This is a genomic window from Pseudomonas sp. FP2254, assembly GCF_030687695.1.
In the GTDB taxonomy this organism is placed as follows: domain Bacteria; phylum Pseudomonadota; class Gammaproteobacteria; order Pseudomonadales; family Pseudomonadaceae; genus Aquipseudomonas; species Aquipseudomonas quebecensis.
On sequence record NZ_CP117444.1, the window covers coordinates 4,490,797 to 4,513,781 of the forward strand.

At 59.6% G+C, this 22,985-nt stretch carries 16 protein-coding genes and 1 pseudogene; 6 read left to right on the top strand and 11 right to left on the bottom strand.

Going from position 1 to position 22,985, the window contains the following annotated elements; all coding sequences use genetic code 11:
• Window positions 1–254 precede the first annotated feature (254 nt).
• Window positions 255–1,715 (top strand): membrane-bound lytic murein transglycosylase MltF, encoded by a 1,461-nt coding sequence (gene mltF, locus PSH94_RS20660; RefSeq protein WP_181078870.1) that lies wholly within the window; start codon window positions 255–257, stop codon window positions 1,713–1,715.
• A gap of 154 nt (window positions 1,716–1,869) precedes the next feature.
• On the opposite strand, the pseudogene PSH94_RS20665 reads toward mltF, so the two are convergent.
• From PSH94_RS20665 to treP, 6 genes and pseudogenes are all read right to left on the bottom strand, one after another.
• Window positions 1,870–1,989, bottom strand: a pseudogene (locus PSH94_RS20665) (PTS glucose transporter subunit IIB); the annotation flags it as partial.
• 167 nt (window positions 1,990–2,156) lie between these two features.
• Complete coding sequence (locus tag PSH94_RS20670; protein ID WP_305435647.1) at window positions 2,157–2,435, bottom strand: PTS transporter subunit EIIB; 279 nt, start codon at window positions 2,433–2,435, stop codon at window positions 2,157–2,159.
• Between the two features lie 2 nt (window positions 2,436–2,437).
• Entirely contained in the window at window positions 2,438–4,963 is a 2,526-nt protein-coding gene (gene ptsP / locus PSH94_RS20675; protein ID WP_305435648.1) for a phosphoenolpyruvate--protein phosphotransferase, read from the bottom strand.
• 62 nt (window positions 4,964–5,025) lie between these two features.
• Window positions 5,026–6,246, bottom strand: coding sequence for a carbohydrate porin (locus PSH94_RS20680; RefSeq protein WP_181078628.1), 1,221 nt, complete (start codon window positions 6,244–6,246; stop codon window positions 5,026–5,028).
• A gap of 67 nt (window positions 6,247–6,313) precedes the next feature.
• Window positions 6,314–7,960, bottom strand: coding sequence for an alpha,alpha-phosphotrehalase (gene treC / locus PSH94_RS20685; RefSeq protein WP_305435649.1), 1,647 nt, complete (start codon window positions 7,958–7,960; stop codon window positions 6,314–6,316).
• 56 nt (window positions 7,961–8,016) lie between these two features.
• Window positions 8,017–9,459 carry a PTS system trehalose-specific EIIBC component gene (gene treP / locus PSH94_RS20690; RefSeq protein ID WP_181078632.1) on the bottom strand — a complete coding sequence of 481 codons (1,443 nt, stop codon included), beginning with the start codon at window positions 9,457–9,459 and terminating at the stop codon, window positions 8,017–8,019.
• Window positions 9,460–9,711: 252 nt separating this feature from the next.
• Here treP and treR point away from each other — a divergent pair, with 252 nt between their 5' ends.
• On the top strand, window positions 9,712–10,416 hold the full coding sequence (gene treR / locus PSH94_RS20695) for a trehalose operon repressor (protein WP_181078634.1): 705 nt from the start codon (window positions 9,712–9,714) through the stop codon (window positions 10,414–10,416).
• Between the two features lie 436 nt (window positions 10,417–10,852).
• On the opposite strand, the gene PSH94_RS20700 is transcribed toward treR, so the two are convergent.
• From PSH94_RS20700 to PSH94_RS20720, 5 genes are all read right to left on the bottom strand, one after another.
• Complete coding sequence (locus PSH94_RS20700) at window positions 10,853–12,715, bottom strand: AAA family ATPase (RefSeq protein WP_305435650.1); 1,863 nt, start codon at window positions 12,713–12,715, stop codon at window positions 10,853–10,855.
• A 261-nt stretch (window positions 12,716–12,976) separates the two neighbouring features.
• Entirely contained in the window at window positions 12,977–14,554 is a 1,578-nt protein-coding gene (gene guaA / locus PSH94_RS20705; RefSeq protein ID WP_181078636.1) for a glutamine-hydrolyzing GMP synthase, read from the bottom strand.
• A 126-nt stretch (window positions 14,555–14,680) separates the two neighbouring features.
• Window positions 14,681–16,150 (bottom strand): IMP dehydrogenase, encoded by a 1,470-nt coding sequence (guaB, locus tag PSH94_RS20710; protein ID WP_003209646.1) that lies wholly within the window; start codon window positions 16,148–16,150, stop codon window positions 14,681–14,683.
• Between the two features lie 104 nt (window positions 16,151–16,254).
• Window positions 16,255–16,803 carry a hypothetical protein gene (locus tag PSH94_RS20715; RefSeq protein ID WP_034100393.1) on the bottom strand — a complete coding sequence of 183 codons (549 nt, stop codon included), beginning with the start codon at window positions 16,801–16,803 and terminating at the stop codon, window positions 16,255–16,257.
• A 137-nt stretch (window positions 16,804–16,940) separates the two neighbouring features.
• Window positions 16,941–17,708 (bottom strand): sulfite exporter TauE/SafE family protein, encoded by a 768-nt coding sequence (locus PSH94_RS20720; protein ID WP_305435651.1) that lies wholly within the window; start codon window positions 17,706–17,708, stop codon window positions 16,941–16,943.
• A 99-nt stretch (window positions 17,709–17,807) separates the two neighbouring features.
• On the opposite strand from PSH94_RS20720, the gene PSH94_RS20725 reads away from it, so the two are divergent.
• From PSH94_RS20725 to leuA, 4 genes are all read left to right on the top strand, one after another.
• Window positions 17,808–18,698, top strand: a complete 891-nt coding sequence (locus PSH94_RS20725) for a LysR family transcriptional regulator (protein ID WP_305435652.1) — start codon at window positions 17,808–17,810, stop codon at window positions 18,696–18,698.
• A gap of 30 nt (window positions 18,699–18,728) precedes the next feature.
• Complete coding sequence (gene xseA / locus PSH94_RS20730) at window positions 18,729–20,108, top strand: exodeoxyribonuclease VII large subunit (protein ID WP_253509268.1); 1,380 nt, start codon at window positions 18,729–18,731, stop codon at window positions 20,106–20,108.
• A 3-nt stretch (window positions 20,109–20,111) separates the two neighbouring features.
• The gene (locus PSH94_RS20735) at window positions 20,112–20,933 is read left to right on the top strand and encodes a peptidoglycan DD-metalloendopeptidase family protein (RefSeq protein WP_181078644.1); all 822 of its coding nucleotides are present in this window, start codon (window positions 20,112–20,114) and stop codon (window positions 20,931–20,933) included.
• Between the two features lie 322 nt (window positions 20,934–21,255).
• On the top strand, window positions 21,256–22,935 hold the full coding sequence (leuA, locus tag PSH94_RS20740; protein ID WP_181078646.1) for a 2-isopropylmalate synthase: 1,680 nt from the start codon (window positions 21,256–21,258) through the stop codon (window positions 22,933–22,935).
• The last annotated feature ends 50 nt before the right edge of the window (window positions 22,936–22,985 follow it).

Below are 22,985 nucleotides of genomic sequence, written 5' to 3' on the forward strand. Positions count from 1 at the left end.
GAGGCCGTGCATTCTAGCGTAAACCGCCGCCAACGGCACCCGAAACGGCACCGCTGGCCGCTGCCGAACGTCAGTTGGCCGACATTGCAGGCCGCCGACGCGTTATCGCCGCTATTGGGCGCAGTTATTTTAACCGTCACAATCGCCCGCCAATGCCCATTTCTGCGGGCTGCAGCACAGTTTCAGCGGCGCTAGCAGACAAGTCCGCCGCTGTCGAGATATGGCGCCGTGGGCCGTTTGCGTATACTGCGCAGATGTTCTCCCCAACTGCTTTGCGCCCGCGATGCGCCAGATGGCTTATCGCAACCGGACTCTTCCTGATGCTCAGCGCCTGTGTTGATAAGCCCAGCACGCTCGAGCGAATCAAGGAGGATGGCGTATTGCGGGTGATTACCCGAAACAGCCCGGCGACTTATTTCCAGGACCGCAACGGTGAAACCGGTTTCGAATACGAACTGGTCAAGCGTTTTGCCGATGACCTGGGGGTGAAGCTGGAAATCGAGACCGCCGACAACCTTGACGACCTGTTCGGCCAGTTGGGCAAACCCAACGGCCCGGTGCTCGCCGCCGCCGGCCTGGTCAGCAGCCAGGAGCGCCAGCAGCAGGTACGTTTCTCCCACCCGTACCTGGAAGTGACCCCGCAGGTTATCTACCGTAACGGCCAGTCGCGCCCGACCAATGCGGCGGACTTGGTGGGCAAGAAGATCATGGTGCTCAAGGGCAGCACCCACGCCGAACAACTGGCCGAGCTTAAAAAGCAGAATCCCGCCATCGAATACGAAGAATCCGACGCCGTCGAGGTGGTCGACCTGCTGCGCATGGTCGACGAAGGGCAAATCGACCTGACCCTGGTGGACTCCAACGAAGTGGCGATGAACCAGGTGTACTTTCCCAATGTGCGCGTCGCGTTCGACCTGGGCGATGCCAGCAACCAGAGCTGGGCCGTGGCCGCCGGTGACGACAACAGCCTGCTCAACGAAATCAACGGTTACCTCGACAAGGTGCAAAAGAATGGCACCCTGCAACGGCTCAAAGACCGCTACTACGGGCATGTCGATGTGCTCGGCTACGTCGGCGCCTACACCTTTGCCCAGCATTTGCAGCAGCGCCTGCCCAAGTACGAAAAGCACTTCCGGGCCTACGCCAAGGAAGAAAAGGTCGACTGGCGCCTATTGGCCGCCATCGGCTACCAGGAGTCACTCTGGCAGCCGGCGGTCACCTCCAAGACCGGCGTGCGCGGCCTGATGATGCTGACCCAGAACACCGCCCAGGCAATGGGCGTGTCCAACCGGCTGGACGCCAAGCAAAGCATCATGGGCGGCGCCAAGTACCTGGCCAGGATCAAAAACGAACTGGACGACAGCATCGCCGAGCCGGATCGCACCTGGTTCGCCCTCGCGGCCTACAACGTGGGCACCGGCCACCTGGACGACGCGCGGCTGCTGGCAAAAAAAGAAGGCTTGAACCCGAACAAGTGGCTGGACGTGAAAAAAATGCTGCCGCGCCTGTCGCAGAAGCAGTGGTACAGCAAAACCCGCTACGGCTACGCACGCGGCGGTGAACCGGTGCACTTCGTGGCGAACATCCGGCGTTACTACGACATTCTCACCTGGGTGACCCAGCCGCAGCTGGAAGGCAACCAGGTGGTCGAAGGCAACCTGCATGTGCCGGGTGTGGACAAGACCAAGCCGCCGGAAGAAACCCCGCCGTTATGATCGTTCCTCACGCTCCGCGTGGGAATGCATCCGGTGACGCTCTGCGTCACGACTTTAAGAGCGGACGCATAGCGTCCAGAGCGGCGTTCCCACGCGGAGCGTGGGACCGATCATCGAGGGCAAGCCCTCTCCCACATTGTGATCTCTCCTTGGATCAGAGGCCGGTGATCAGGTGGACCACTCCTCCCGCCAACACCATCACACCCTGCACACCCGTCGCTTTCAATGCCGCCTCATCCAACCGGCCCGCATCTTGCAAGTGCACCCTCACCCGCTGTTGCGATTCTGATCGTTCCCCACGCTCCGCGTGGGAATGCATCCGGTGACGCTCTGCGTCACGACTTTAAGAGCGGACGCAGAGCGCCCAGAGCGGCGTTCCCACGCGGAGTGGGAACGATCATCGAGGGCAAGCCCTCTCCCACATTGTGATCTCTCCTTGGATCAGAGGCCGGTGAGCAGGTGTACCACTCCTCCCGCCAACACCATCACACCCTGCACACCCGACGCTTTCAATGCCGCCTCATCCAACCGGCCCGCATCCTGCAAGTGCACCCTCACCCGCGTCAGCGCCACACGCTGTTGCGATTTGAGGTTATTCGCACCGCCCAACGCACTCAGCACATCGGCCGACAAGAGCCCCAGCGTCGGTGTCGCCACCGTTTCGGCGACCAGATCCGGGGTCAGGGCTTTCCAGAACGCCCGCTGCAATTTCTCGAACATGTTCAGTGCTCCATGACAGGTGAGGTTTCAACGGCGGTTGCCTGATACAGGCGCAGCGCCTCGCGCACCTGACTGGCACCCTCCAGGCCCAGCACGTGGGTTGCAAGGGTTTGGCAGCTATGCAGATCAAGGTCGCGCACCGCGGCCTTGATGGTGGGAATCAGTGGCACACTGACGGACAGCTCATCCACCCCCAGCCCGACCAGCACCGGCACCGCCAACGCTTCGGAGGCCAGGGCGCCGCACACGCCGACCCACTTGCCATGGGCGTGGGCGGCCTTCACCGTGGTAGCGATCAGGCGCAGCACCGCCGGGTGAAAACTGTCGGCCTGGCCGGCCAGGCGCGGATGATCGCGGTCCATGGCCAGGGTGTATTGGGTCAGGTCATTGGTGCCGATGGAGAAAAAGTCCACGTAGGGCGCGAACACGTCGGCCATCAGGGCGGCAGATGGCACCTCGACCATGATCCCCAGTTTCGGCAGTTCTTCAAGCCCGAGGGCCAGCGCTTCCTCCTCAAGGATTTGGCGGGCCAGGTGCAACTCCGACAGCAGGCTGACCATCGGCAACATGATGTGCAGGCGTGCGAAACCGGCGCAGGCGAGGATCGCGCGCATCTGTTCGCGCAGCAGCTGCGGACGTTCCAGGCACAGGCGAATGCCGCGCAAACCCAGAAAGGGGTTGGCCTCGGCCGCCATTGGCACGTAGGCCAACGGTTTGTCGCCACCGACATCCAGAGTTCGCACGACCAGGTTGCGCTCGCTGCCCAGAGCGCGCGCGATGGCCGTGTAGGTGCCGGCTTGCTCCTGCGGGCTGGGCGCACGGTTACGGTCCAGGTAGAGAAATTCCGAGCGCAGCAACCCCACGCCATCGCCGCCCAAGGTCAGGGCCTGCTCGACTTCCTGCAACGAGGCGACGTTGGCCGTGACTTCAAAGTGATGGCCGTCTCGGGTAATGCTGGGTAGCGCAGCCTGTGCCATTTCACGCTCGCGCCGTTGAATCTGCCGTTGGCGCGCCGCTTCCAGTTGTTCGATGTCGGCCAGGTTCGGCTGCAGATGCAACTCGCCTTTGTCTGCGTCGAGCAAAACCTGTTGGCCATCGGGCAGCGCCAGCACCTGCGCAGGCACGCCGCAGATCGCCGGCAGGCCAAGGGCACGCGCCAGGATCGCAACGTGGCTGGTGGCGCCACCGCCGACAGTGACGAAGCCGAGCACCTTGTGGGTGTCGAGGCTGGCGGTCTGCGAAGGGGTCAGTTGCTCGGCGATCAGGATCGCGCGTTCCGGCAGCTCCCAGACGCGGTCCTGGATACCGAGGATCAGTTTGAGCACCCGCTGGCCGACATCGGCCAGGTCGGCTGCACGCTCGGCCAGCAGGGCATTGCCCAGGCCCAGGAACAACTCGGCGGTGGCGAGCGTGGCGCGCTTCCAGGCGAATGCGGCACTCTTGCCTTCGGCCAGTAGCCCGTAGGCTTGCTCCAGCAGGGTCGGGTCTTCAAGCAGTTCCTGATGGGCCCGGAAAATTTCCGCCTCCGCAGCGTTGGCGGCCTTGGCTTGCAGCGTTTGCAAGGCCTCGGTGGCCGCCCGCAGGCCTTGTTCCAACATCGCGCGTTCGGCCGCTTGACCGGTGCCGTGTTCAACAATGTCCAGCTCCGGCTCGGCCACTTGCACCACTTGGCCGAACGCCGAGCCAGGCGACGCGCAGACGCCCTGCAGCACGCCGGCTGACGGTAAGGATGCGACCGGCTCAATCCCAGCGGCCACAGTGGCAACCTGTTCTCCACAGCCTTCAGCCAACAGCGCCACCAACGCCTGGATCGCCGCCGCGGCCTCTTCACCTGCCGCGCTCACCTGCAGCGTATCGCCCTGCACCGTCTGCAATGCCATGATCGCCACCAGCGACTTGGCATTCGCGCTCTGGGTCTGCTTGTGCAGATAAATACTCGCATTGAAGCCTTTAGCCGCCTGGGCCAACACCGCCGCCGGGCGCGCATGCAGGCCGTTGGCGTTGGGCAGCGTCAATGGCTTGGAAAACAACGCATCGCCCTGCGCGTCGATTGCGGCCTCAGCTGTGTCGATAGGCGATACCTGCATCAGCGGCTGGCCCGCCTCCACCAGCCCGCTCGCCAGCAGGCTGAACGGCTCGCCACTGACCACCAGCATCAGGGTCAGCAAACTGCGGGCGTGGAGCGCCACGTAGTCGGCATCGAACTCGATCAACGGCTGCCCCGCCTCCACCCGCTGACCCTCCTCAACCAGGCGGGTGAAGCCTTTGCCTGCCAGGTTCACGGTGTCCAGGCCAATATGCATCAGCACCTGCACGCCGCTGTCGGCGGTGATGCTGACCGCATGCCCGCTGTCCTGGATAGTGCTGATTACGCCGGCCAGCGGCGCGCACAGAGTCTGCGAGGTGGGATCAATGCACAGGCCGTCGCCGATCATGCGGCTGGCGAACACCGGGTCCGGCACCTCGTCCAGTGACAGCAGGACACCCGCTAAGGGCGCCAGCAGTTCCAGGGGTTCAATTGCGGTCATGACTTCACCTGCTTTTTGCTCTGTAAAAATCATTGGGTGGATGCACATCCCACGGATGGCGGTTATTTCCACCAGTATTCGACTTGCACGCCCACATTCGACCCATGCCGCGCGGTGCCGTAGGAACCGGTGTCGGACAACGCCGAGCCCGCCGCCAGTTCATTCGCGGCGCGTTTGGCCGCTTCGTTCCAGGTCGCATAGGTGTAGTACACACGCACTTCCGGCCGCGCCCAGAAATCCGGGCCTTTGGGCGACCACGTGGGCGCGAAGGTAAATTTGCTCAGCTTGCGCGTACCGCCGCTGGCGTCGACCTGATCATGACCAAGCTCGGTAACCAGTTTGAATTGTTCACTGATGGCATACGCCGGGCGCACGCCGAGGGACATCCAGGTCTGGTCCTGGCTGCCGGGGCGAATGTCCTTCTGGTACACCGCTTCGATCTGCCCACCAAAGCGCGGCGTTACCTGCCAATCGAAGAACTCCACGGCGCGATAACTTTTGCTGCTGTCATCCAGGAAAGTGTTGCCGGTGTAGCCCAGGCCGGTGCCGGGGCCTTCGCCGTACTGCAAGGCGAATTTGTTCTTGCCACCGAGGAAAGGCGTTTGCACATGCTGCGCGGTGAGTGCCCAGCCGCTGTGGGTGTCACGCCCACCGGCCTTCTCGATGTAGCTCAAGCCCAGCTCCAGCTCGCCACCAGGGTTGGTCTTGAAGCCCGCAACGTTGAAGTCGTGACGGGTGGCATATTCCTTCTGGTAGAGATTGTCTTTGCGCGAAATGGCGTAGCTGTACTTGAGGTCGCCGATCCGCACGTCCTCGATGCCCCCGCCAGTGGCACTCTGGTTCCAGTAGTAGAAGTCGGAGATATGGATGTCATTACGCTTGTAGTAACGGCGACCGGCCCACAGCGAACCACCGTTGAGGCTGGGCAGGTTGGACCACTGCGCATACATCTGCGGCATGCGCGCGGTGCCGTTGTTTTCGCCCTGGAATTTCAGCTCACGGTCGTACTTGTTATAGAGCGAGGCCATGGCATCGACGCTGAGCACCGAGCCGTCATCGAAGGTCAGCAGGTCCTGGCGCAATTCCAGCTCGGCGTATTGCTCGCATTCGTTACCCAGCCGATATTTGGTCTGCGCCCCCGGCAATTGGAAACACTGCTGGGGACCGCTGCCGGTGGATGTGCCGGCACCACTGCGCAGGTAACCGGCAAATTCCAGAGCCTGGGCACCCAACGGCAGGCTCAGGCAAGACGCGACGACGCCCAGCTTTATTGTGGTTTTCATGAACGCTCCTTCTATTTTTATTGTTGTATTGCTTCTGTTGCACAACGCGGTTCGCTGGCGGGGAGTTTCAGTCGATCAGGTGCAGCACAAACGATTCGTAGGGGCGCAACGCAACCGTTGCGGTACGTGGCGGGCAGTCGGGGTAGTTACTGATCAGCAGGCGTTGCTTGCCCGCCGCGTGGAGCACGTCGTCGGGCAATTGGATTTCGCAGGGCCAGCCATAGAAGTTGTTCAGCACCAGCAGGCGCTCGCCCTGGCCCTCACGCAGATACGCCCAGACCTGACGGTGGTCCGCCAGCAGCTGGCGATAAACGCCGTGTTGGATCAGCGGTTCGCTACGACGCAAGGCGATCAGTGCTCGATAGTGATGCAGCACGGAATCCGGATCTTGCCGCTGGCATTCGACGTTGATCTGCGCGGCATTGGCCGGCAGCCCGATCCACGGTTCGCCAGTGCTGAAACCGGCATTGGGTTGTGAATTCCACTGCATCGGCGTGCGCCCGTTATCGCGGGATTTCTGCATGATCGCCGCCATGCTCGACGCTTCGGGCTCTCCCGCATCCCGCTTGAGGCGGAAGATGTTGAGTGTCTCTACATCGCGGTACTGCTCGATTCGGTCGAAGCCCGGATTGGTCATGCCCAATTCTTCGCCCTGGTACACAAACGGCGTGCCCTGCAAAAAATGCAGCGCTGTGGCGAGCATCTTGGCCGAAACCTCGCGGTACTCACCGTCGTTGCCAAACCGGGAGACCACCCGCGGCTGGTCGTGGTTACACCAGAACAGCGCGTTCCAGCCGCCACCGGCCTGCATGCCTAGTTGCCAGTCGGAAAAAATCCGTTTGAGCTGCAGAAAATCGAAGTCGGCCTTCACCCACTTTTGCAGATTGGGGTAATCGACTTTCAGGTGATGGAAATTGAAGGTCATCGACAGCTCTTTCGAGGCCGGGTTGGAATAGCGGATGCAGTGCTCAAGGCTGGTGGACGACATTTCGCCGACGTTGATCAGGTCATACCCTTCGAAGACCTCGCGGTGCATTTCCTGCAGGTATGCATGCACATTCGGACCGTCGGTGTAGAAGCGTCGACCGTCACTGTTGTCTTCGGGGAAATCGGCGGGCTTGGAGATCAGGTTGATCACGTCCAGGCGAAACCCGCCGACGCCTTTGTCGCGCCAGAAGCGCATCATCTTGAACACCTCGGCGCGGACCTGGGGATTGTCCCAATTGAGGTCGGCCTGGGTGTGGTCGAACAGGTGCAGGAAGTACTGCCCGGTTTGCGCCTCGTACTCCCAGGCCGAGCCGCCGAACTTGGACTCCCAGTTGTTCGGCTGGTCACGCCAGATGTAGAAGTCGCGGTAGGGGTTGTCGAGGCTGCTGCGTGCCTGCTGGAACCATTCATGCTCGATGGAGGTGTGGTTGACCACGATGTCGAGCATCAGCTTGATGCCGCGCCTGGCCGCTTCGCTGATCAACCGCTCACAGTCGGCCATGGTCCCGTAGCTGGGGTCGATGGCGTAGTAGTCGCTGATGTCGTAGCCATTGTCGCGCTGCGGCGAGCGCAGGAACGGCGTGATCCAAAGGCAGTCCACGCCCAGCCATTGCAGGTAGTCGAGTTTGTCCACGATGCCCAGCAGGTCACCGGTGGCGTTACCCGCGTGGCTATGGAAGCTTTTGGGGTAGATCTGGTAGATCACCGAGTGCTGCCAGGTTTGCATGGTGGGGTTCCTTCAATTAATGGTGTGCTGGCTTTGGGGCCGCCTCGGGCGGTAGATCAGGCAACCCTGAATCCGGGCCGAACGATCTTCATGCTCAACGCACAGGTCAGCACAAACGGCACGACCATCGCGATGACCATCCCGATCACAAACATCGCAATGGATTGCGGCACGATGGAGATAAATCCAGGTAAACCACCGACGCCGATGGCCGAGGCCTGCACCTTGTTCAGCGACAGGAAAATGCTGCCCAGCGCCGAGCCCACCAGGGCCGCGTAAAACGGAAACTTGAAGCGCAGGTTCACCCCGAACATCGCCGGTTCCGTGATGCCGAAGTAGGCGGAAATCGCTGAAGTCGAAGCCATGCTTTTATCCCGCGCATTTCGGGTGGTGTAGAACACCGCCAGCGCCGCGCTGCCCTGGGCCAGGTTGGACATCACGATCATCGGCCAGATAAAGGTGCCGCCCTGTGTGGAGATCAGTTGCAGGTCCACGGCCAGGAACATGTGGTGCATGCCGGTGATCACCAGCGGGGCATACAGAAGACCGAAAATCGCGCCACCGAGCATGGGCGCCAGGTCAAACAGGGTGACCATGCCCTCAGTGATCAGGATGCCGATGTGGCGCGTGACCGGGCCGATGATCGCCAGGGCAAGCACGCCGGTGACGACGATGGTGGTGATCGGTACGACCAGCAGTTGAATTGCATTGGGCACGCGCGCGCGCAGCCACTTCTCGATCACGCTCATCACGTACGCGGCCATCAGGATCGGCAGGATCTGCCCCTGATAGCCGACTTTTTCGATCTGGAACCAACCGAAAATATCGAAGTACGGCAGGCTCTGGCCATCGAGGCCGGCGACTGCCTTGCCGTAGTTCCAGGCATTCAGCAGGTCCGGGTGCACCAGCATCAGGCCAAGCACAATGCCAAGGATTTCGCTGCCGCCAAAACGCTTGGCCGCCGACCAGCCCACCAGCGCCGGCAGGAATACGAACGAGGTGTTGGCCATCAGGTTGATCAGGCTCCACAGGCCATCCAGATTCGGGTAGGCCTCCAGCAGCGTCTTGCCCTCGATGAACATGCCCTTGGCGCCCATCAGGTTGTTGATGCCCATGAGCAGGCCGGCAATGATCAGTGCGGGCAGGATCGGCATGAACACATCGGAGAACACCCGCACCAGACGCTGCAGGGCGTTGGTCTTGTCGGCGCCCTTCTTCTTCACGTCGGCGATGGTGGCGGCGGCCAGGCCGGTGATTTCGCGCAGGGCGGCGTAGACCTTCTCGACTTCACCGGGGCCGATCACCACCTGAAACAGGCCGCCGGTAAAGAACGAGCCCTTGACCAGGTCGACCTGGTTCAACGCGCTGTTATTGACCAGGCTCGGGTCCTTGAGCGCCAGGCGCAGGCGGGTTACGCAGTGGGCAGCTTGCTCGAGGTTATCGCTGCCCCCGAGGTGCTCGAGAATCTCGCGGGCAATCGTCGAATAGTCGTGGCTCATGCTTGGTTTCCACTTTGATTTTTTTATTGGAGGGCAGTCATTGGCAGCACGCCGAAAGCAAAAGTACTCGTACAGACGAGTTAAAGCAACAACTCGTCTGTACGAGTTACAAATTGTTTTCTTTTCTGATTCAGAGGTCAGACATTTCGCTTCTTACGCGCGCGCTCAATGGACAAACCCCACCTCTGCCACTAAGGTTCCTGCCTTGAACGCGCCGTTCACCTTACTCAAGCCGCGCACAGAGCCCTCTCCATGAGCAAATACAACCAGATCTATACCGATCTGCTTGCCAGCATCACCACCGAACGCCTGCAACGCGGCACGCGCCTCCCTTCCGAAACCGAATTGATGGACAGCTACCAGGCCAGCCGCGGCACCGTGCGCCGGGCGATCGAGCAGCTTCAGGAGCGCGGGTTTGCGCAAAAGATCCATGGCAAGGGCACCTTCGTGCTATCGCCCAACCCGATCGAGTTCCAACTGGGCGGCATCGTCAGCTTCCATGAAACCCACGCCGACCTGGGCGATGACGTACATACCGAAGTGGTCGAGTTCACCCAACTCCCACTCGAAGGTGCGCTGCTGCAACACATCGAGGCCGAGCCCGGCACCCTGATCACCCGCATCAAACGCGTGCGACGCATCGGCGGCAAACGGGTGATTCTCGACATCAACCACTTCGTCGCCGACCTGATCCCGGGCCTGGACCCGACAATCGCCGAGCAGTCGATCTACGCGTTCATCGAACAGACTCTGCAGCTGCAGATCAGCTACGCCCAACGCACCATCGAAGCGCTGCCGCGCAGCAAGGACGACCAGACGCACCTCGACCTCGACGGACAAAGCCATGTGATCGTGGTGAGCAACCAGACGTTTTTGCAGGATGGGCGGCAGTTCGAGTACACCGAGTCGCGGCATACGCTGGATAAGTTTTACTTTTCGGATATTGCGCGGCGGTGATATGAGCCTAGGGACAGTGGCTTCCGGGCACTCAGGGCAAGCCGCAACGCGATAAAATCGCATAAATAAGCACCCAAGATGTCCTTGTCAGGCGTCTTGGTCTTTCACTCAGCGCAGACACATAGATCAACTTTTCCGTTCAGCTTTAGTTGATCGAAAGTCGTGTGTGGCGACAAAGGACTGAGCGAGTCACGAGCATAGCCCTGCCGTAGGTATCAAGGGCGGCAGTGATAACTGACAAACCATCACCGGAGCTGAAAATTTACTAAGTAAACATTTGCTCCGGCAGAGATGGAAAGAAGTGTAGAGCCTCCTGAGGTATGGAGACCTTCGAAGCTCCCACCACTGATGAGACAGCAGCTAAAAGAAGCCACCTCTAGGTTCTTGTCAACAACCTAATGAAATAGCGCTGTTATCCGAATAAAAATCTCCTGGTTCACTCCTGTTCAGACGAAAGGTAAAGTGAAGCATTGGCAAACTGTTGAGTCCAAAAACCATTTAGCTGACCATTCGCATAACTGGGTACTTTTTCTCTTAGAGAACGAATTTCTCGACGAGAGGTTTCACGCAAAAGGCCTATTGCCTTATTGACGGATTTTCCAGTTATCCTACTCAACAAAGACTTTCCAACCAGATGCGCCTTAAGCCGACCATCCGCTCGCGCATCGTGCGACACAAATAGTGCATTGGCAACATCCACCTCTCTAATATCGAATAAAGCCTTGAGGTGAGCACTATCCAGAACCAGAAATCCATTTTTGTGTGCTTTTTCGCCCACTGGAATTCGTTGATCCTCAACTATTAAAACGAAACCGTTATCGCTTAATGCTCTAGAAACTACTCCATACCTACCGATTGTTTCAATCCATAGCTCCGGTGGAATTTCGTGGAAAACATTACACAATACAACTAACGCGAAAGAGCCTTCGTCTTTTTTCTCGAACAGCTGATCAGGTGTGCTGAAATAGCGGTTCTGACTATCAGGGTAGTACGTTGCCAACACCCCCTCACAAATAGCTCGGTCATCCGGAAACGGTTCATAAGCGTGGTAATCGATAACATCGGAAACCTTCACTCCATCCTCGTGCATAGATGTCGCAAGACCTTCAAGAAGTCGCCCCTTACCTGCCCCGAAATCTAAAACTCTCAGCAGGGATTTTTCGTTGCGCGCACGAAGGAGAATCGACTGGATTTGCGAGACCTGCGGATCAGGACCGCTCGCCGCAATTACGGTCGGGGGATATAGGCTTTCAGTCGCATAGTTAACGGCGGCCAGCACGGCGGGCAAGCCAGAGAACGCGTTCAATTGAGCAACCCCTTCCTCTCCACCCAACAGGCTGTCGAGCACAATCTCAGGGCGCCTCCCCGCATGCTCCACACCGCCATTGCTCACATACCATAGACACATAGGATCAATGCTGGTCATATAGGCTAGCAGCGGGACAGAATGCGTGGCGATAAAGATCTGGGAAGTTGTTGTAGCATCATGTAAAGCTTTGACAATTTCTATCACCGCCGAGGGATGCAAGTGATTTTCCGGCTCATCAAGAAGCAATACCGTATTATCTAGATTTTTACCCTGAGCGTGTAACGCAACACATAGCTGGAGCAAAACCTTCTGGCCATCCGAAAGCCGAGCATCAGCAATTGGCTTTCCGAAAAGCATCGGGTCTCCTGAGAAGTTCCTCTCCAGCCTCTCTCCCAACATCCTCTGCATTAGAGCCTGAAGCCGACAATAACTCGCCTCGACTTCTGCTCTTGCCTCAAGATCAGAAGAATGACTGGAATGCGTCACGGCGAACCACTTTTCTAAAACATGATGCAAGTAGAATAGACTGAGATCATGGTAATCAGATGCCCCCCAAGACATAGCGGCATCCGCTCGATTCTCTACTTCTCCTCGCATTTCTTTACGTGGATCTGTCAAATTTAATTGTTTTGGAACAAAGTACAAGCTATTAAAAAAAACATTTCCAGTAGTACTGATCCATTCATTGGTAGCTAAAATTGCTAATCTTAGAGTATCAGAATGCTCACGCCACACTTTCGTAGAACTACCATCAGGATTGCCTTCAATACTCCTATCATAATTATTTTTTTCAGAAATTAACTTATCCACACCTGATCGAGCTCGCCAACGCATATTGATCACAGCATCGACTGCAGCCAATAAACGAGACTTACCTGAACCATTTTTTCCTGCTAACGCCACTAATCGTCCAAGGCGCCGCATATGAATATCTTTAAGACCAAGCGATTGAAACTCTACTGCTGGAATATGAATCCTCTCTATCAACATTTTCCGAATCCTTTCATACAGTACACAACCAAATAACTGCTTAAGTTTCAGTTAACAAAAAGCTCATCGCAGCCAGACTGAAAAAATATGTCGCTTAAACTGTGACAACTCTCGTATAGCTACACAGCCGACCATGCCACTCCGAGGGTGACCTAGTGGTTCTTAAAGCAGTGATATTGGCATACCTGAAAGTAAAAAAGCCCGCAATTACGCGGGCTTTTTTACTTTTTGACTCAGGGAAGCAATCTAACAAACGCCCGATCATTCCCACTCAATCGTCGCCGGCGGCTTGCTCGACACGTCATAAGTAACGCGCGAAATACCTTCGATCTCATTGATGATACGGCCGCTGACAGTCTCCAGCAGTTCGTACGGCAGATGCGCCCAACGAGCAGTCATGAAGTCGATGGTTTCCACCGCACGCAGGGCCACAACCCAGGCGTAACGACGGCCATCGCCGACCACGCCAACCGATTTCACCGGTTGGAACACCACGAAGGCCTGGCTGACTTTGTGGTACCAGTCGGCCTTGCGCAGTTCTTCGATGAAGATGTGATCGGCGCGACGCAGCAGGTCGGCGTATTCCTTCTTCACTTCACCGAGGATGCGCACGCCCAGGCCCGGGCCTGGGAAGGGGTGGCGGTAGACCATGTCGTACGGCAGGCCCAATTCCAGGCCCAGACGACGGACTTCGTCCTTGAACAGTTCGCGCAATGGCTCGACCAGCTTAAGGTTCATTTCCTCCGGCAGGCCACCCACGTTGTGGTGGGATTTGATCACGTGGGCCTTGCCGCTCTTGGCGCCGGCCGACTCGATCACGTCGGGGTAGATAGTGCCCTGGGCGAGGTACTTGATGTTGTCCAGTTTGCTCGACTGGGCATCAAACACGTCGATGAAGGTGCGACCGATGATCTTGCGCTTCTTCTCCGGGTCGGACTCGCCGGCCAGGTTGTTGAGGAACTGCTCCTCGGCGTTGGCGCGGATCACTTTGACACCCATGTTCTCGGCGAACATGGCCATCACTTGCTCGCCTTCGTGCAGGCGCAGCAGACCGTTGTCGACGAACACGCAGGTCAGTTGGTCGCCGATGGCCTTGTGCAGCAACGCAGCAACCACGGAGGAGTCAACGCCGCCGGACAGGCCGAGCAGCACGTTGTCGGTGCCGACCTGGGCGCGTACTTGGGCGATGGCGTCTTCAGCGATCTTCGACGGGGTCCACAGGGCTTCACACTCGCAGATGTCGAGGATGAAGCGCGACAGGATGCGCCCGCCTTGCTTGGTGTGGGTCACTTCCGGGTGGAACTGCACGCCGTAGTAACGACGCTCGTCGCTGAACATGCCGGCGATAGGGCAGCTCGGGGTGCTGGCCAGGATGTGGAAGTCTTCCGGCATCTTGGTGACTTTGTCACCGTGGCTCATCCACACGTCGAGGCCGAACAGGCCGTCGGCGTCGATGTGGTCTTCGATGCCGTCCAGCAGGCGGCTCTTGCCGACCACGTCGACACGGGCATAACCGAATTCACGCAGCTCGGAACCTTCAACCTTGCCGCCCAGCTGCTCGGCCATGGTCTGCATGCCGTAGCAGATACCGAAGACCGGCACGCCCAGGTCGAATACCGCCTGCGGGCAACGCGGGCTGTTGGCTTCGTGCACGGACTCGGGGCCGCCGGCGAGGATGACGCCTTTAGGGGCGAATTCGCGGATCGCTTCGTCGTCCATGTCGAACGGATGCAGTTCGCAATACACACCGATTTCACGCACGCGGCGGGCGATCAGTTGGGTGTACTGGGAACCGAAGTCGAGGATCAGGATGCGGTGGGCGTGAATGTCGAGGGCCATGAGAGAAACTCTGAAGAGCAGTTGCAAGCTTCAAGCTGCAAGCTGCAAGTAATCGGAAGCCGCGCGGTAGCTGTACGAATACAGCCCCGCTTGCAGCTTATAACTTGTGGCTTATAGCTGTCGGCATCAGCCGACCCGATAGTTTGGCGCTTCCTTGGTGATCTGCACGTCGTGGACATGGGATTCAGCCATGCCGGCGCCGGTGATCCGTACGAACTCTGGCTTGGTGCGCATTTCTTCGATGTCGGCGCTGCCGGTGTAGCCCATCGAGGAGCGCAGGCCACCCATCAGTTGATGGATGATGGCGCTCAGGGTGCCCTTGTACGGCACACGGCCTTCGATGCCTTCCGGTACGAGCTTCTCGGCGCCTGCCGAGGAGTCCTGGAAGTAACGGTCGGAAGAACCTTGCGCCTGGGACATGGCGCCCAGCGAACCCATGCCACGGTAAGCCTTGTACGAGCGACCCTGGAACAGCTCGATTTCGCCCGGCGCTTCTTCAGTACCGGCGAACATCGAGCCCATCATCACGCAGGAAGCACCGGCTACGATGGCCTTGGACAGGTCACCGGAGAAACGGATGCCACCGTCGGCGATCAACGGCACGCCGGTGCCTTCAAGGGCAGCGGCGACGTTGGCGATGGCGCTGATCTGCGGCACGCCTACACCGGCAACGATACGGGTGGTGCAGATCGAGCCAGGGCCGATACCGACCTTGACGGCGTCGGCGCCAGCTTCGGCCAGGGCCTTGGCGGCAGCGCCGGTGGCGATGTTGCCGCCGATCACCTGCACGTCAGGGAAATTCTGTTTGACCCAGCGCACGCGGTCGATCACGCCTTTGGAGTGACCGTGGGCGGTGTCCACCACGACTACGTCGACACCGGCAGCGACCAGGGCTGCAACGCGGTCGCCGGTGTCTTTACCGGTGCCGACGGCGGCGCCGACCCGCAGACGACCTTGGTCATCCTTGCTGGCCAGTGGGTAAGCCTTGGCTTTCTCGATGTCGTTGACGGTCATCATGCCTTTGAGGGCGAATTTGTCGTCGACGATCAGCACGCGCTCGATGCGGTGCTTGTGCAGCAGTTCGCGCACGTCGTTCTTGTCGGCGCCTTCCTTGACAGTCACGAGGCGCTCTTTCGGGGTCATCACTTCGCGGACGGTGACTTCAAGACGGTTCTCGAAACGCACGTCACGGGAAGTGACGATGCCGACCAGGTCGCCATCGTGCAGTACCGGAACGCCGGAGATGTTGTGCAGGCGGGTCAGGTCGAACAGGTCACGCACGGTAGCGTCGGCTTCGATGGTGATCGGATCCTTCACCACACCGGCTTCGTAACGCTTGACCTTGCGCACTTCGGCAGCCTGCTGCTCGATGGTCATGTTCTTGTGGATGATGCCGATGCCGCCTTCCTGAGCCATGGCGATGGCCAGACGGGCTTCGGTGACGGTGTCCATGGCAGCGGAAACCAGGGGAATATTCAGCTCGATGCCACGGGTTAGGCGGGTCTTGAGACTGACTTCGTTAGGAAGCACCTCGGAATAACCGGGCACTAGGAGAATGTCGTCGAATGTCAGAGCTTCTTGGCTGATACGCAGCATCGCGGGGGCTCCCGAGCGGGAAAATGGAAGCGCGCCATTATATACATGCACCCTGCCCGGCTCAATGTAAAACTCTGACAAACTTGGTAATACTGATAGATGGATTAAAGCTCGACCTTGACCCAGCTGATCTTCTGATCCAGCCAATCGGCAAACTCGTCGATAAAACTCTGCTTGAAGCCTGCTTCGGCCCAGTTATTGAAGATGAAACCCAGGTTGGAAAATCCGCATTCCTGCAGGAACAGAAACCCGTTGATGTCATCTTCATGCCCGCACAGCGGGCAAGTGAAGTTGTCGGTATGGCCGGGCATCCAGTCTTCCAGGCTCTCGAACAGCGCCTCCCCTACCTCACGACGGCATTCAGGGCAGCCGGCTTCTCCAAGAAAGCCCTTGGCGGGCGTGTAGATACAACGTTTGTAGATGATCTCCAGGCCATTGACCGGCTCGTTGAACGGCAGTGCTTCGGGGTACAGCACCACGGCACGCGCTCCATCGGCCAGGGCATAACCCATGCGGTTGCCGGTACGGCCACAGGTGGTCAGTTCTTCCTTGACGATGTTCTTGCGCACCAGCCAGCGCACAATCGCCCGGGCGCGGGGCTCGTGCACGGGCAAAGTGGAGATTTTCGGAACAAGGATGCTTTGGGAGTTCATGGGAGTCCTGCGGTGTGGCTTCTGGCCTCATCGCGGACAAGGCCGGCTCCCACAGTTGATTGCATTCCTAGGTGGGAGCCGGGCTTGCCCGCGATGACGCCCGGGAGGACGGCAGCTTAATCCCTGAAGAAATCAGGTCAAGTACTCAAATACCGACCAATCAACGCAATGCCGCTGGCCAGCACCAGCCACGTCACCAACCGCACGAACGCTTCCCGTGACAGACGCATCGTCAGTCTGCGCCCTGTCCACAACCCCAATGCCATCGCCGGTAACAAGCACACCGCCAATAGCAACAACGGTAAGTCCGCATACACCCCGGCCACCAGGAACAGGCTCAGGCGCACCACAGTGCTGCAACTGATCAACGCGCTCTGGGTGGCGCGCGCCGCGTCCTTGGGCAAACGACTGTTGAGATAGATCGCATACAAAAAACCGCCGCTGCCAAACAGCGCACCGAACAGCCCGCCGACCGTGCCCATCGGGATCGACCAGCCCGTCGCCAACTGTGTCGGGCGCGCCTTGATCGCCAGGCTGTAGAGGGCGTAAGCGCTGATAAACACCCCCATCAACAGTAAAAGAAGGTCGGAATGCAGATTGAGCAAAAACACCACGCCCAGTGTGCACCCGATGGCCATGCACGGCAGCAGGCGCAGTAACTCAGGCTTGCTCACATCGCGTCGGGTTTGCAGCAAACCGCCAAACGCCGCGACAAAGTCCAGCAGCACCAACAGCGGGATGATCTTCGACAGCGGCATGAACATAATCAGTACCGGCCCGGCTACCAGCGCCGTGCCAAAGCCGGCGATACCGAACACGATATAGGCAACCGCCACGCCCAGGCCGATGACCAACCACTCCAAACCGCTGAACGACCACTGACTCATCAGCTCGACCGGGCCCATGGGAGATTCCTTGCAAGAGATGGCGTTCACTTTAGCCATCGACGAGCGTTGCGACTAACATCTTCAAAACCTTTCAGTCATCTCAAAAAGGCATGACGTGTGATTTCCACTCGCCAATTGCGCTACTTCGTTGAAATCGCCGACAGCGGCAGCTTCAGTGCCGCGGCCGAACGCCTGTTCGTCGCGCAGTCGGCCTTGAGCCGACAGATCAAGGCGCTCGAGACCCAACTGCAGACGCCGCTGTTCGAGCGCACGGCGCGCCAGCCAAAGCTGACGGCAGCGGGCGCGGCCTTCTATCCGCGAGCGCGCAACTTGCTGAGCGAACTGCACAAGGCCGGTGAAGTGGCGACCCAGATCGGCAACGGCCAGGTCGGCACACTGCGTCTGAGCCACTCGAGCACCGTGCCGATGAGCGGAGCGCTGCTGCGCGGCATCAGTACCTGGCTGGAACGCTGCCCTGGGGCGTCGGTGGATATCGTCAAGATGTCCTCCGAGGCGCAATTGGCCGAGATCGCCGACGGTCGCCTGGACATTGGCCTGCTGCGCTTGCCGGTGTTGCGCCAGCGCGAAGGTGTGCGCGTAGCGCCTTTATACAGCGAGCCCTTGATGCTGGCGGTGCCGGCGGGCCATGCGCTGGCGGGCTGTGATGCGCCCATTGAGCTGGCGCGGTTGCGGGATGAGGCGTTTATCTCAATCCCCCATCCGCAACGCGGTGGCCTGAGTTATCTGTCAGCCGAACTGTGCATGCGCGCAGGATTTTTCCCCAAGGCGGCTCGGGTGATGTCGCGCAAGACCACGCAGTTGCAGTTGATCCAGGCCGGGTTCGGTATTGCCCTGTTACCAAAATTCATGCAGGACATTGCCCCCGCCAACCTGCACTTTTTAACCCTGGCCGAGCCGGACAGCCTCAGCACCGTGGCTCTGGCCTGCCATCAGGCGCCGAGCGCGCTGGTTGAGCAATTCTGCCAAACGCTGCACGAATGCCTATAAACTGCCGTCCATGATTAAAGACCTCCTGCCATGATTAAAGACCCGTTTGCCCGCCTGGGCCTGGACCGCGAAGTCCTGACAGTCAGCCAGCTCAACGGCCGCGCGCGGGTGTTGCTGGAAGATGTGTTCACCAATATCTGGGTCGAAGGTGAGATCTCCAACCTCGCCCGCCCGGCCTCCGGCCATGTGTATTTCACCCTCAAGGACAGTGGCGCCCAGGTGCGTTGCGCGTTGTTTCGCAGTAACGCCGCACGGGTACGCCAGGCATTGAAGGACGGCCTGGCGGTGAAGGTGCGCGGCAAGGTCTCGTTGTTCGAAGGCCGTGGCGACTACCAATTGATTCTCGACACCGTGGAGCCCGCCGGTGACGGCGCGCTGCGCCTGGCTTTCGACGCGCTGAAGGAAAAACTCAGCGCCGAAGGCCTGTTCAGCGCCGAGCGCAAAGTGCCTCTGCCGGCGCACCCGCAGCGCATCGGCATTATCAGCTCGCCCACCGGTGCGGTGATCCGCGACATCATCAGCGTGTTCCGCCGCCGAGCGCCGCAGGTGCAACTGACGTTGATCCCCACCGCCGTGCAGGGCCGCGAAGCGATCCCGCAGATTGTGCGGGCGCTGAAGCTGGCCGATGCACGCGGCTTCGACGCACTGATCCTGGCCCGTGGCGGCGGTTCGCTGGAAGACCTCTGGTGCTTTAACGAAGAAGCCGTGGCCCGCGCGGTGGATGCCTGTGTGACACCGATTGTCAGCGCCGTCGGCCATGAGACCGATGTGTCGATCAGCGACTTCGTGGCTGACGTACGCGCGCCCACACCGTCCGCTGCCGCCGAATTGCTGGCACCGGATTCAAGCCATCTGGTACGCCAGGTCGAAAACCTGCACCGGCGCCTGGTGATGCTGATGCGCAACCGCCTGCGACACGACCGCTTGCGTGTCGAGGGTATGGCCCGCCGCCTGCGTCACCCCGGCGAACGCCTGCGCCAGCAGGCCCAACGCCTGGACGATCTGGACATGCGCCTGCGCCGCGCTTTCGAGCGCAGCCTCAACACCCGTCGCGAGCGCTTGATACGCCTGGAAACCCGCCTCGCCGGCCAGCATCCGGGGCGCCAACTGGCCCTGTTGCGCCAGCGCCTGGACAGCCTCGCCGAACGGTTGCCGCGCGCCATGCGCGAAGGCCTCAAGGCGCGTCGCCTGCAGCTGCAAAGCCAGGTGCAGACGCTGCAGGTGGTCAGCCCGCTGGCCACCCTGGGCCGTGGTTACAGCATCCTCCTGGATGAGCGCGGCCAAGCCATTCGCAGCGCCGCGCAAACCCACACCGGCCAACGCCTCACCGCCAGGCTCGGTGAAGGCCAATTGCAAGTACGGGTGGAAGACAACCACCTGACACCCGTTACCCTTTCGCTATTGGATTGATCGATGCCACGTCTTTTTAGCCTGTTGATGCTGCTGTGCCTCGCCTTTAACGCCCACGCCGACAGTTACATCAGCCGCACCCTGAACAAGCCGGTGCCGGGAGGCGTCGCGGTGGTCGAACTGGGCCCTTCGGCAGCGGCGCCCAAAGCCACGTATCAAGGCAAACCGGTGCTGGTGATCAAGGAACAGGACAGCTGGCTGGCGATTGTCGGCATTCCGCTGACGGTCAAGCCCGGCAACGAGCGCATCAGCAGCGGCGGACGCAGCCTGCCGTTTATCGTCGGCTATAAAAAGTACCCGGAACAGCGCATCACCTTGAAAAACAAAAGCCAGGTCAACCCTGCTCCGGCGCAGCTCAAGCGGATCGAAGCCGAGCTTGCGGTGCAGATCAAGGCTTACCGCAGCTTCAGCCCGAACCTGCCGAGCAATTTGATACTGGACAAGCCGGTCAATGGTCCATTGTCGAGTAAGTTCGGCGTGCGCCGCTTTTTCAACGGCGAGGAGCGCAACCCGCATTCGGGCCTGGACTTCGCGGTGCCCGCCGGTACGCCGATCAAGACACCGGCCAATGGCAAGGTGATCCTGGTGGGCAATTACTTCTTCAATGGCAATACGGTGTTCGTCGATCACGGCCAAGGTTTTATCAGCATGTTCTGCCACATGTCGGCGGTGGACGTGAAGGTCGGCCAGCAACTGGTGCGAGGTGCGGTGGTGGGCAAAGTCGGATCAACCGGCCGCGCGACCGGGCCTCACATGCACTGGAACGTCAGCCTGAACGACGCGCGGGTGGACCCGGCGATCTTTATCGGCGCGTTCCAGCCTTGAGGGCATCGATTGCGCGCATGATAATCGGCGCGCAATAAAAACCAGATAATTCAATTATTACAACCATAAAATCTCGCATTCATCCTCAATCGAAGAACTTCTATCAATTTTTTTCGACTGCTTGCCATCATTCACCTCGACGGTTAGGGTTGAGCCTATGAAAACCTCTCACACCCTCATCCAGCTCCGCCAGCACCGCAGCCTGTGCCTTGTCAGCGCACGACTGCCAGGCTGAATCGATCTGCCTCGTCTTGTGCTTTATCTCCAATAACAGTTCCACGGCAGGCCGCCTCTTTTCGGCCCCGACACAAAGGATTCCCCGATGAGCATGCTCAAAGACCCGTCTTCGAAATACCGCGCGTTCCCGACCATCGATCTCCCGGACCGCACCTGGCCGTCGAAAACCATCACTGCCGCGCCGATCTGGTGCAGTTCCGATCTGCGTGATGGCAACCAGTCGCTGATCGAACCGATGGATGCAGTGAAAAAGCTGCGCTTCTGGAAGACGCTGGTCGCCGTGGGCGTCAAGGAAATCGAGGCATCGTTCCCGGCCGCTTCGCAGACCGACTTCGATTTCGTGCGCACCCTGATCGAAGACAACCATATCCCCGAGGACACCACCATCCAGGTGCTGACCCAGGGCCGTGAAGACTTGATCGCGCGCACCTTCGAATCCCTGCGCGGTGCCAAGAAAGCCATCGTGCATTTGTACAACGCCACCTCGCCGTCGTTCCGCCGCATCGTGTTCAACCAGGACAAGGACGGAGTCAAGGCGATTGCGGTCAATGCCGCCAAGCTGTTCGTCAAATACGCCGCCCAGCAGCCGGAAACCCAGTGGACGTTCGAGTATTCCCCCGAGACGTTCAGCGCCACCGAACTGGAGTTTGCCAAGGAAGTCTGCGATGCCGTGATCGAGGTGTGGAACCCGACGCCGGAGCACAAGGTGATCCTCAACCTGCCGGCCACCGTGGAATGCGCCACGCCGAACATCTATGCCGACCAGATCGAATGGTTCGGTCGCCATATCAATCGTCGCGACAGCGTGATCATCAGCCTGCACACCCACAACGACCGTGGCACCGGCGTGGCGGCTACCGAGCTGGGCCTGATGGCTGGCGCGGATCGTGTCGAAGGCTGCCTGTTCGGCAACGGCGAGCGGACCGGTAACGTCGACCTGGTCACGGTGGCCTTGAACATGTACACCCAGGGACTCGATCCGCAACTGGACTTCTCCGACATCGACGGCGTGCGCAAAGTCGTTGAGGAGTGCAATCAGATCCAGGTACATCCACGCCACCCGTACGTTGGCGATCTGGTGCACACCGCGTTCTCCGGCTCTCACCAGGACGCAATCCGCAAGGGCTTCGCCCAGCAGAAAGACGACGCCCTGTGGGAAGTGCCGTATTTGCCGATTGACCCGGCCGACATCGGCCGCAGCTACGAGGCGGTGATTCGCGTAAACAGCCAGTCGGGCAAAGGCGGTATTGCTTACCTGCTGGAGCAGGAATACGACATCAGCCTTCCGCGCCGCATGCAGATCGAGTTCAGCCAGGTGGTACAGGCCGAAACCGATCGCGTGGGCCTGGAGATGACCGCACCGCAGATCTACGCCTTGCTGCAACGTGAATACCTGCAAGCCAACACGCCGTATGCGTTGGTCAGCCATCGCCTGCAGGAAGAAAACGGCAACAGCTTTGTCGAAGTGGAAGTCTCGGGCAAAGGCCAGGGCGAAACCAACCTGCACTGGAAGGGCAAGGGCAACGGCGCACTGGAAGCCCTGGTGGCTGGCCTGCCGATTGGCGTGGAAATCATGGACTACAACGAACATGCAATCGGCGCAGGCACCAACGCCAAGGCGGCGGCCTACATCGAACTGCGTGTGAACGGCGAACGCCCGGTGCATGGCGTGGGCATCGATGAGAACATCACCACGGCCAGCTTCAAGGCGCTGTTCAGTGCGCTGAACCGCTCGTTGAGCCAGCAGGAAGCAAAAGCGGCGTAAACGATGGCCGCTGAGTGCTGAAGGCCCCTGGGTGTGAATCCAGGGGCCTT

What these genes read in the sequence shown, in the direction of transcription:
- PSH94_RS20700 (WP_305435650.1), bottom strand. Translation starts at nt 12,715, where the DNA reads ATGTTGATAGAGAGGATTCATATTCCAGCAGTAGAGTTTCAATCGCTT.
- treP (WP_181078632.1), bottom strand. Translation starts at nt 9,459, where the DNA reads ATGAGCCACGACTATTCGACGATTGCCCGCGAGATTCTCGAGCACCTC.
- treR (WP_181078634.1), top strand. Translation starts at nt 9,712, where the DNA reads ATGAGCAAATACAACCAGATCTATACCGATCTGCTTGCCAGCATCACC.
- guaB (WP_003209646.1), bottom strand. Translation starts at nt 16,150, where the DNA reads ATGCTGCGTATCAGCCAAGAAGCTCTGACATTCGACGACATTCTCCTA.
- ptsP (WP_305435648.1), bottom strand. Translation starts at nt 4,963, where the DNA reads ATGACCGCAATTGAACCCCTGGAACTGCTGGCGCCCTTAGCGGGTGTC.
- PSH94_RS20670 (WP_305435647.1), bottom strand. Translation starts at nt 2,435, where the DNA reads ATGTTCGAGAAATTGCAGCGGGCGTTCTGGAAAGCCCTGACCCCGGAT.
- leuA (WP_181078646.1), top strand. Translation starts at nt 21,256, where the DNA reads ATGAGCATGCTCAAAGACCCGTCTTCGAAATACCGCGCGTTCCCGACC.
- mltF (WP_181078870.1), top strand. Translation starts at nt 255, where the DNA reads ATGTTCTCCCCAACTGCTTTGCGCCCGCGATGCGCCAGATGGCTTATC.
- guaA (WP_181078636.1), bottom strand. Translation starts at nt 14,554, where the DNA reads ATGGCCCTCGACATTCACGCCCACCGCATCCTGATCCTCGACTTCGGT.
- PSH94_RS20720 (WP_305435651.1), bottom strand. Translation starts at nt 17,708, where the DNA reads ATGGGCCCGGTCGAGCTGATGAGTCAGTGGTCGTTCAGCGGTTTGGAG.
- PSH94_RS20680 (WP_181078628.1), bottom strand. Translation starts at nt 6,246, where the DNA reads ATGAAAACCACAATAAAGCTGGGCGTCGTCGCGTCTTGCCTGAGCCTG.
- xseA (WP_253509268.1), top strand. Translation starts at nt 18,729, where the DNA reads ATGATTAAAGACCCGTTTGCCCGCCTGGGCCTGGACCGCGAAGTCCTG.
- PSH94_RS20715 (WP_034100393.1), bottom strand. Translation starts at nt 16,803, where the DNA reads ATGAACTCCCAAAGCATCCTTGTTCCGAAAATCTCCACTTTGCCCGTG.
- treC (WP_305435649.1), bottom strand. Translation starts at nt 7,960, where the DNA reads ATGCAAACCTGGCAGCACTCGGTGATCTACCAGATCTACCCCAAAAGC.
- PSH94_RS20735 (WP_181078644.1), top strand. Translation starts at nt 20,112, where the DNA reads ATGCCACGTCTTTTTAGCCTGTTGATGCTGCTGTGCCTCGCCTTTAAC.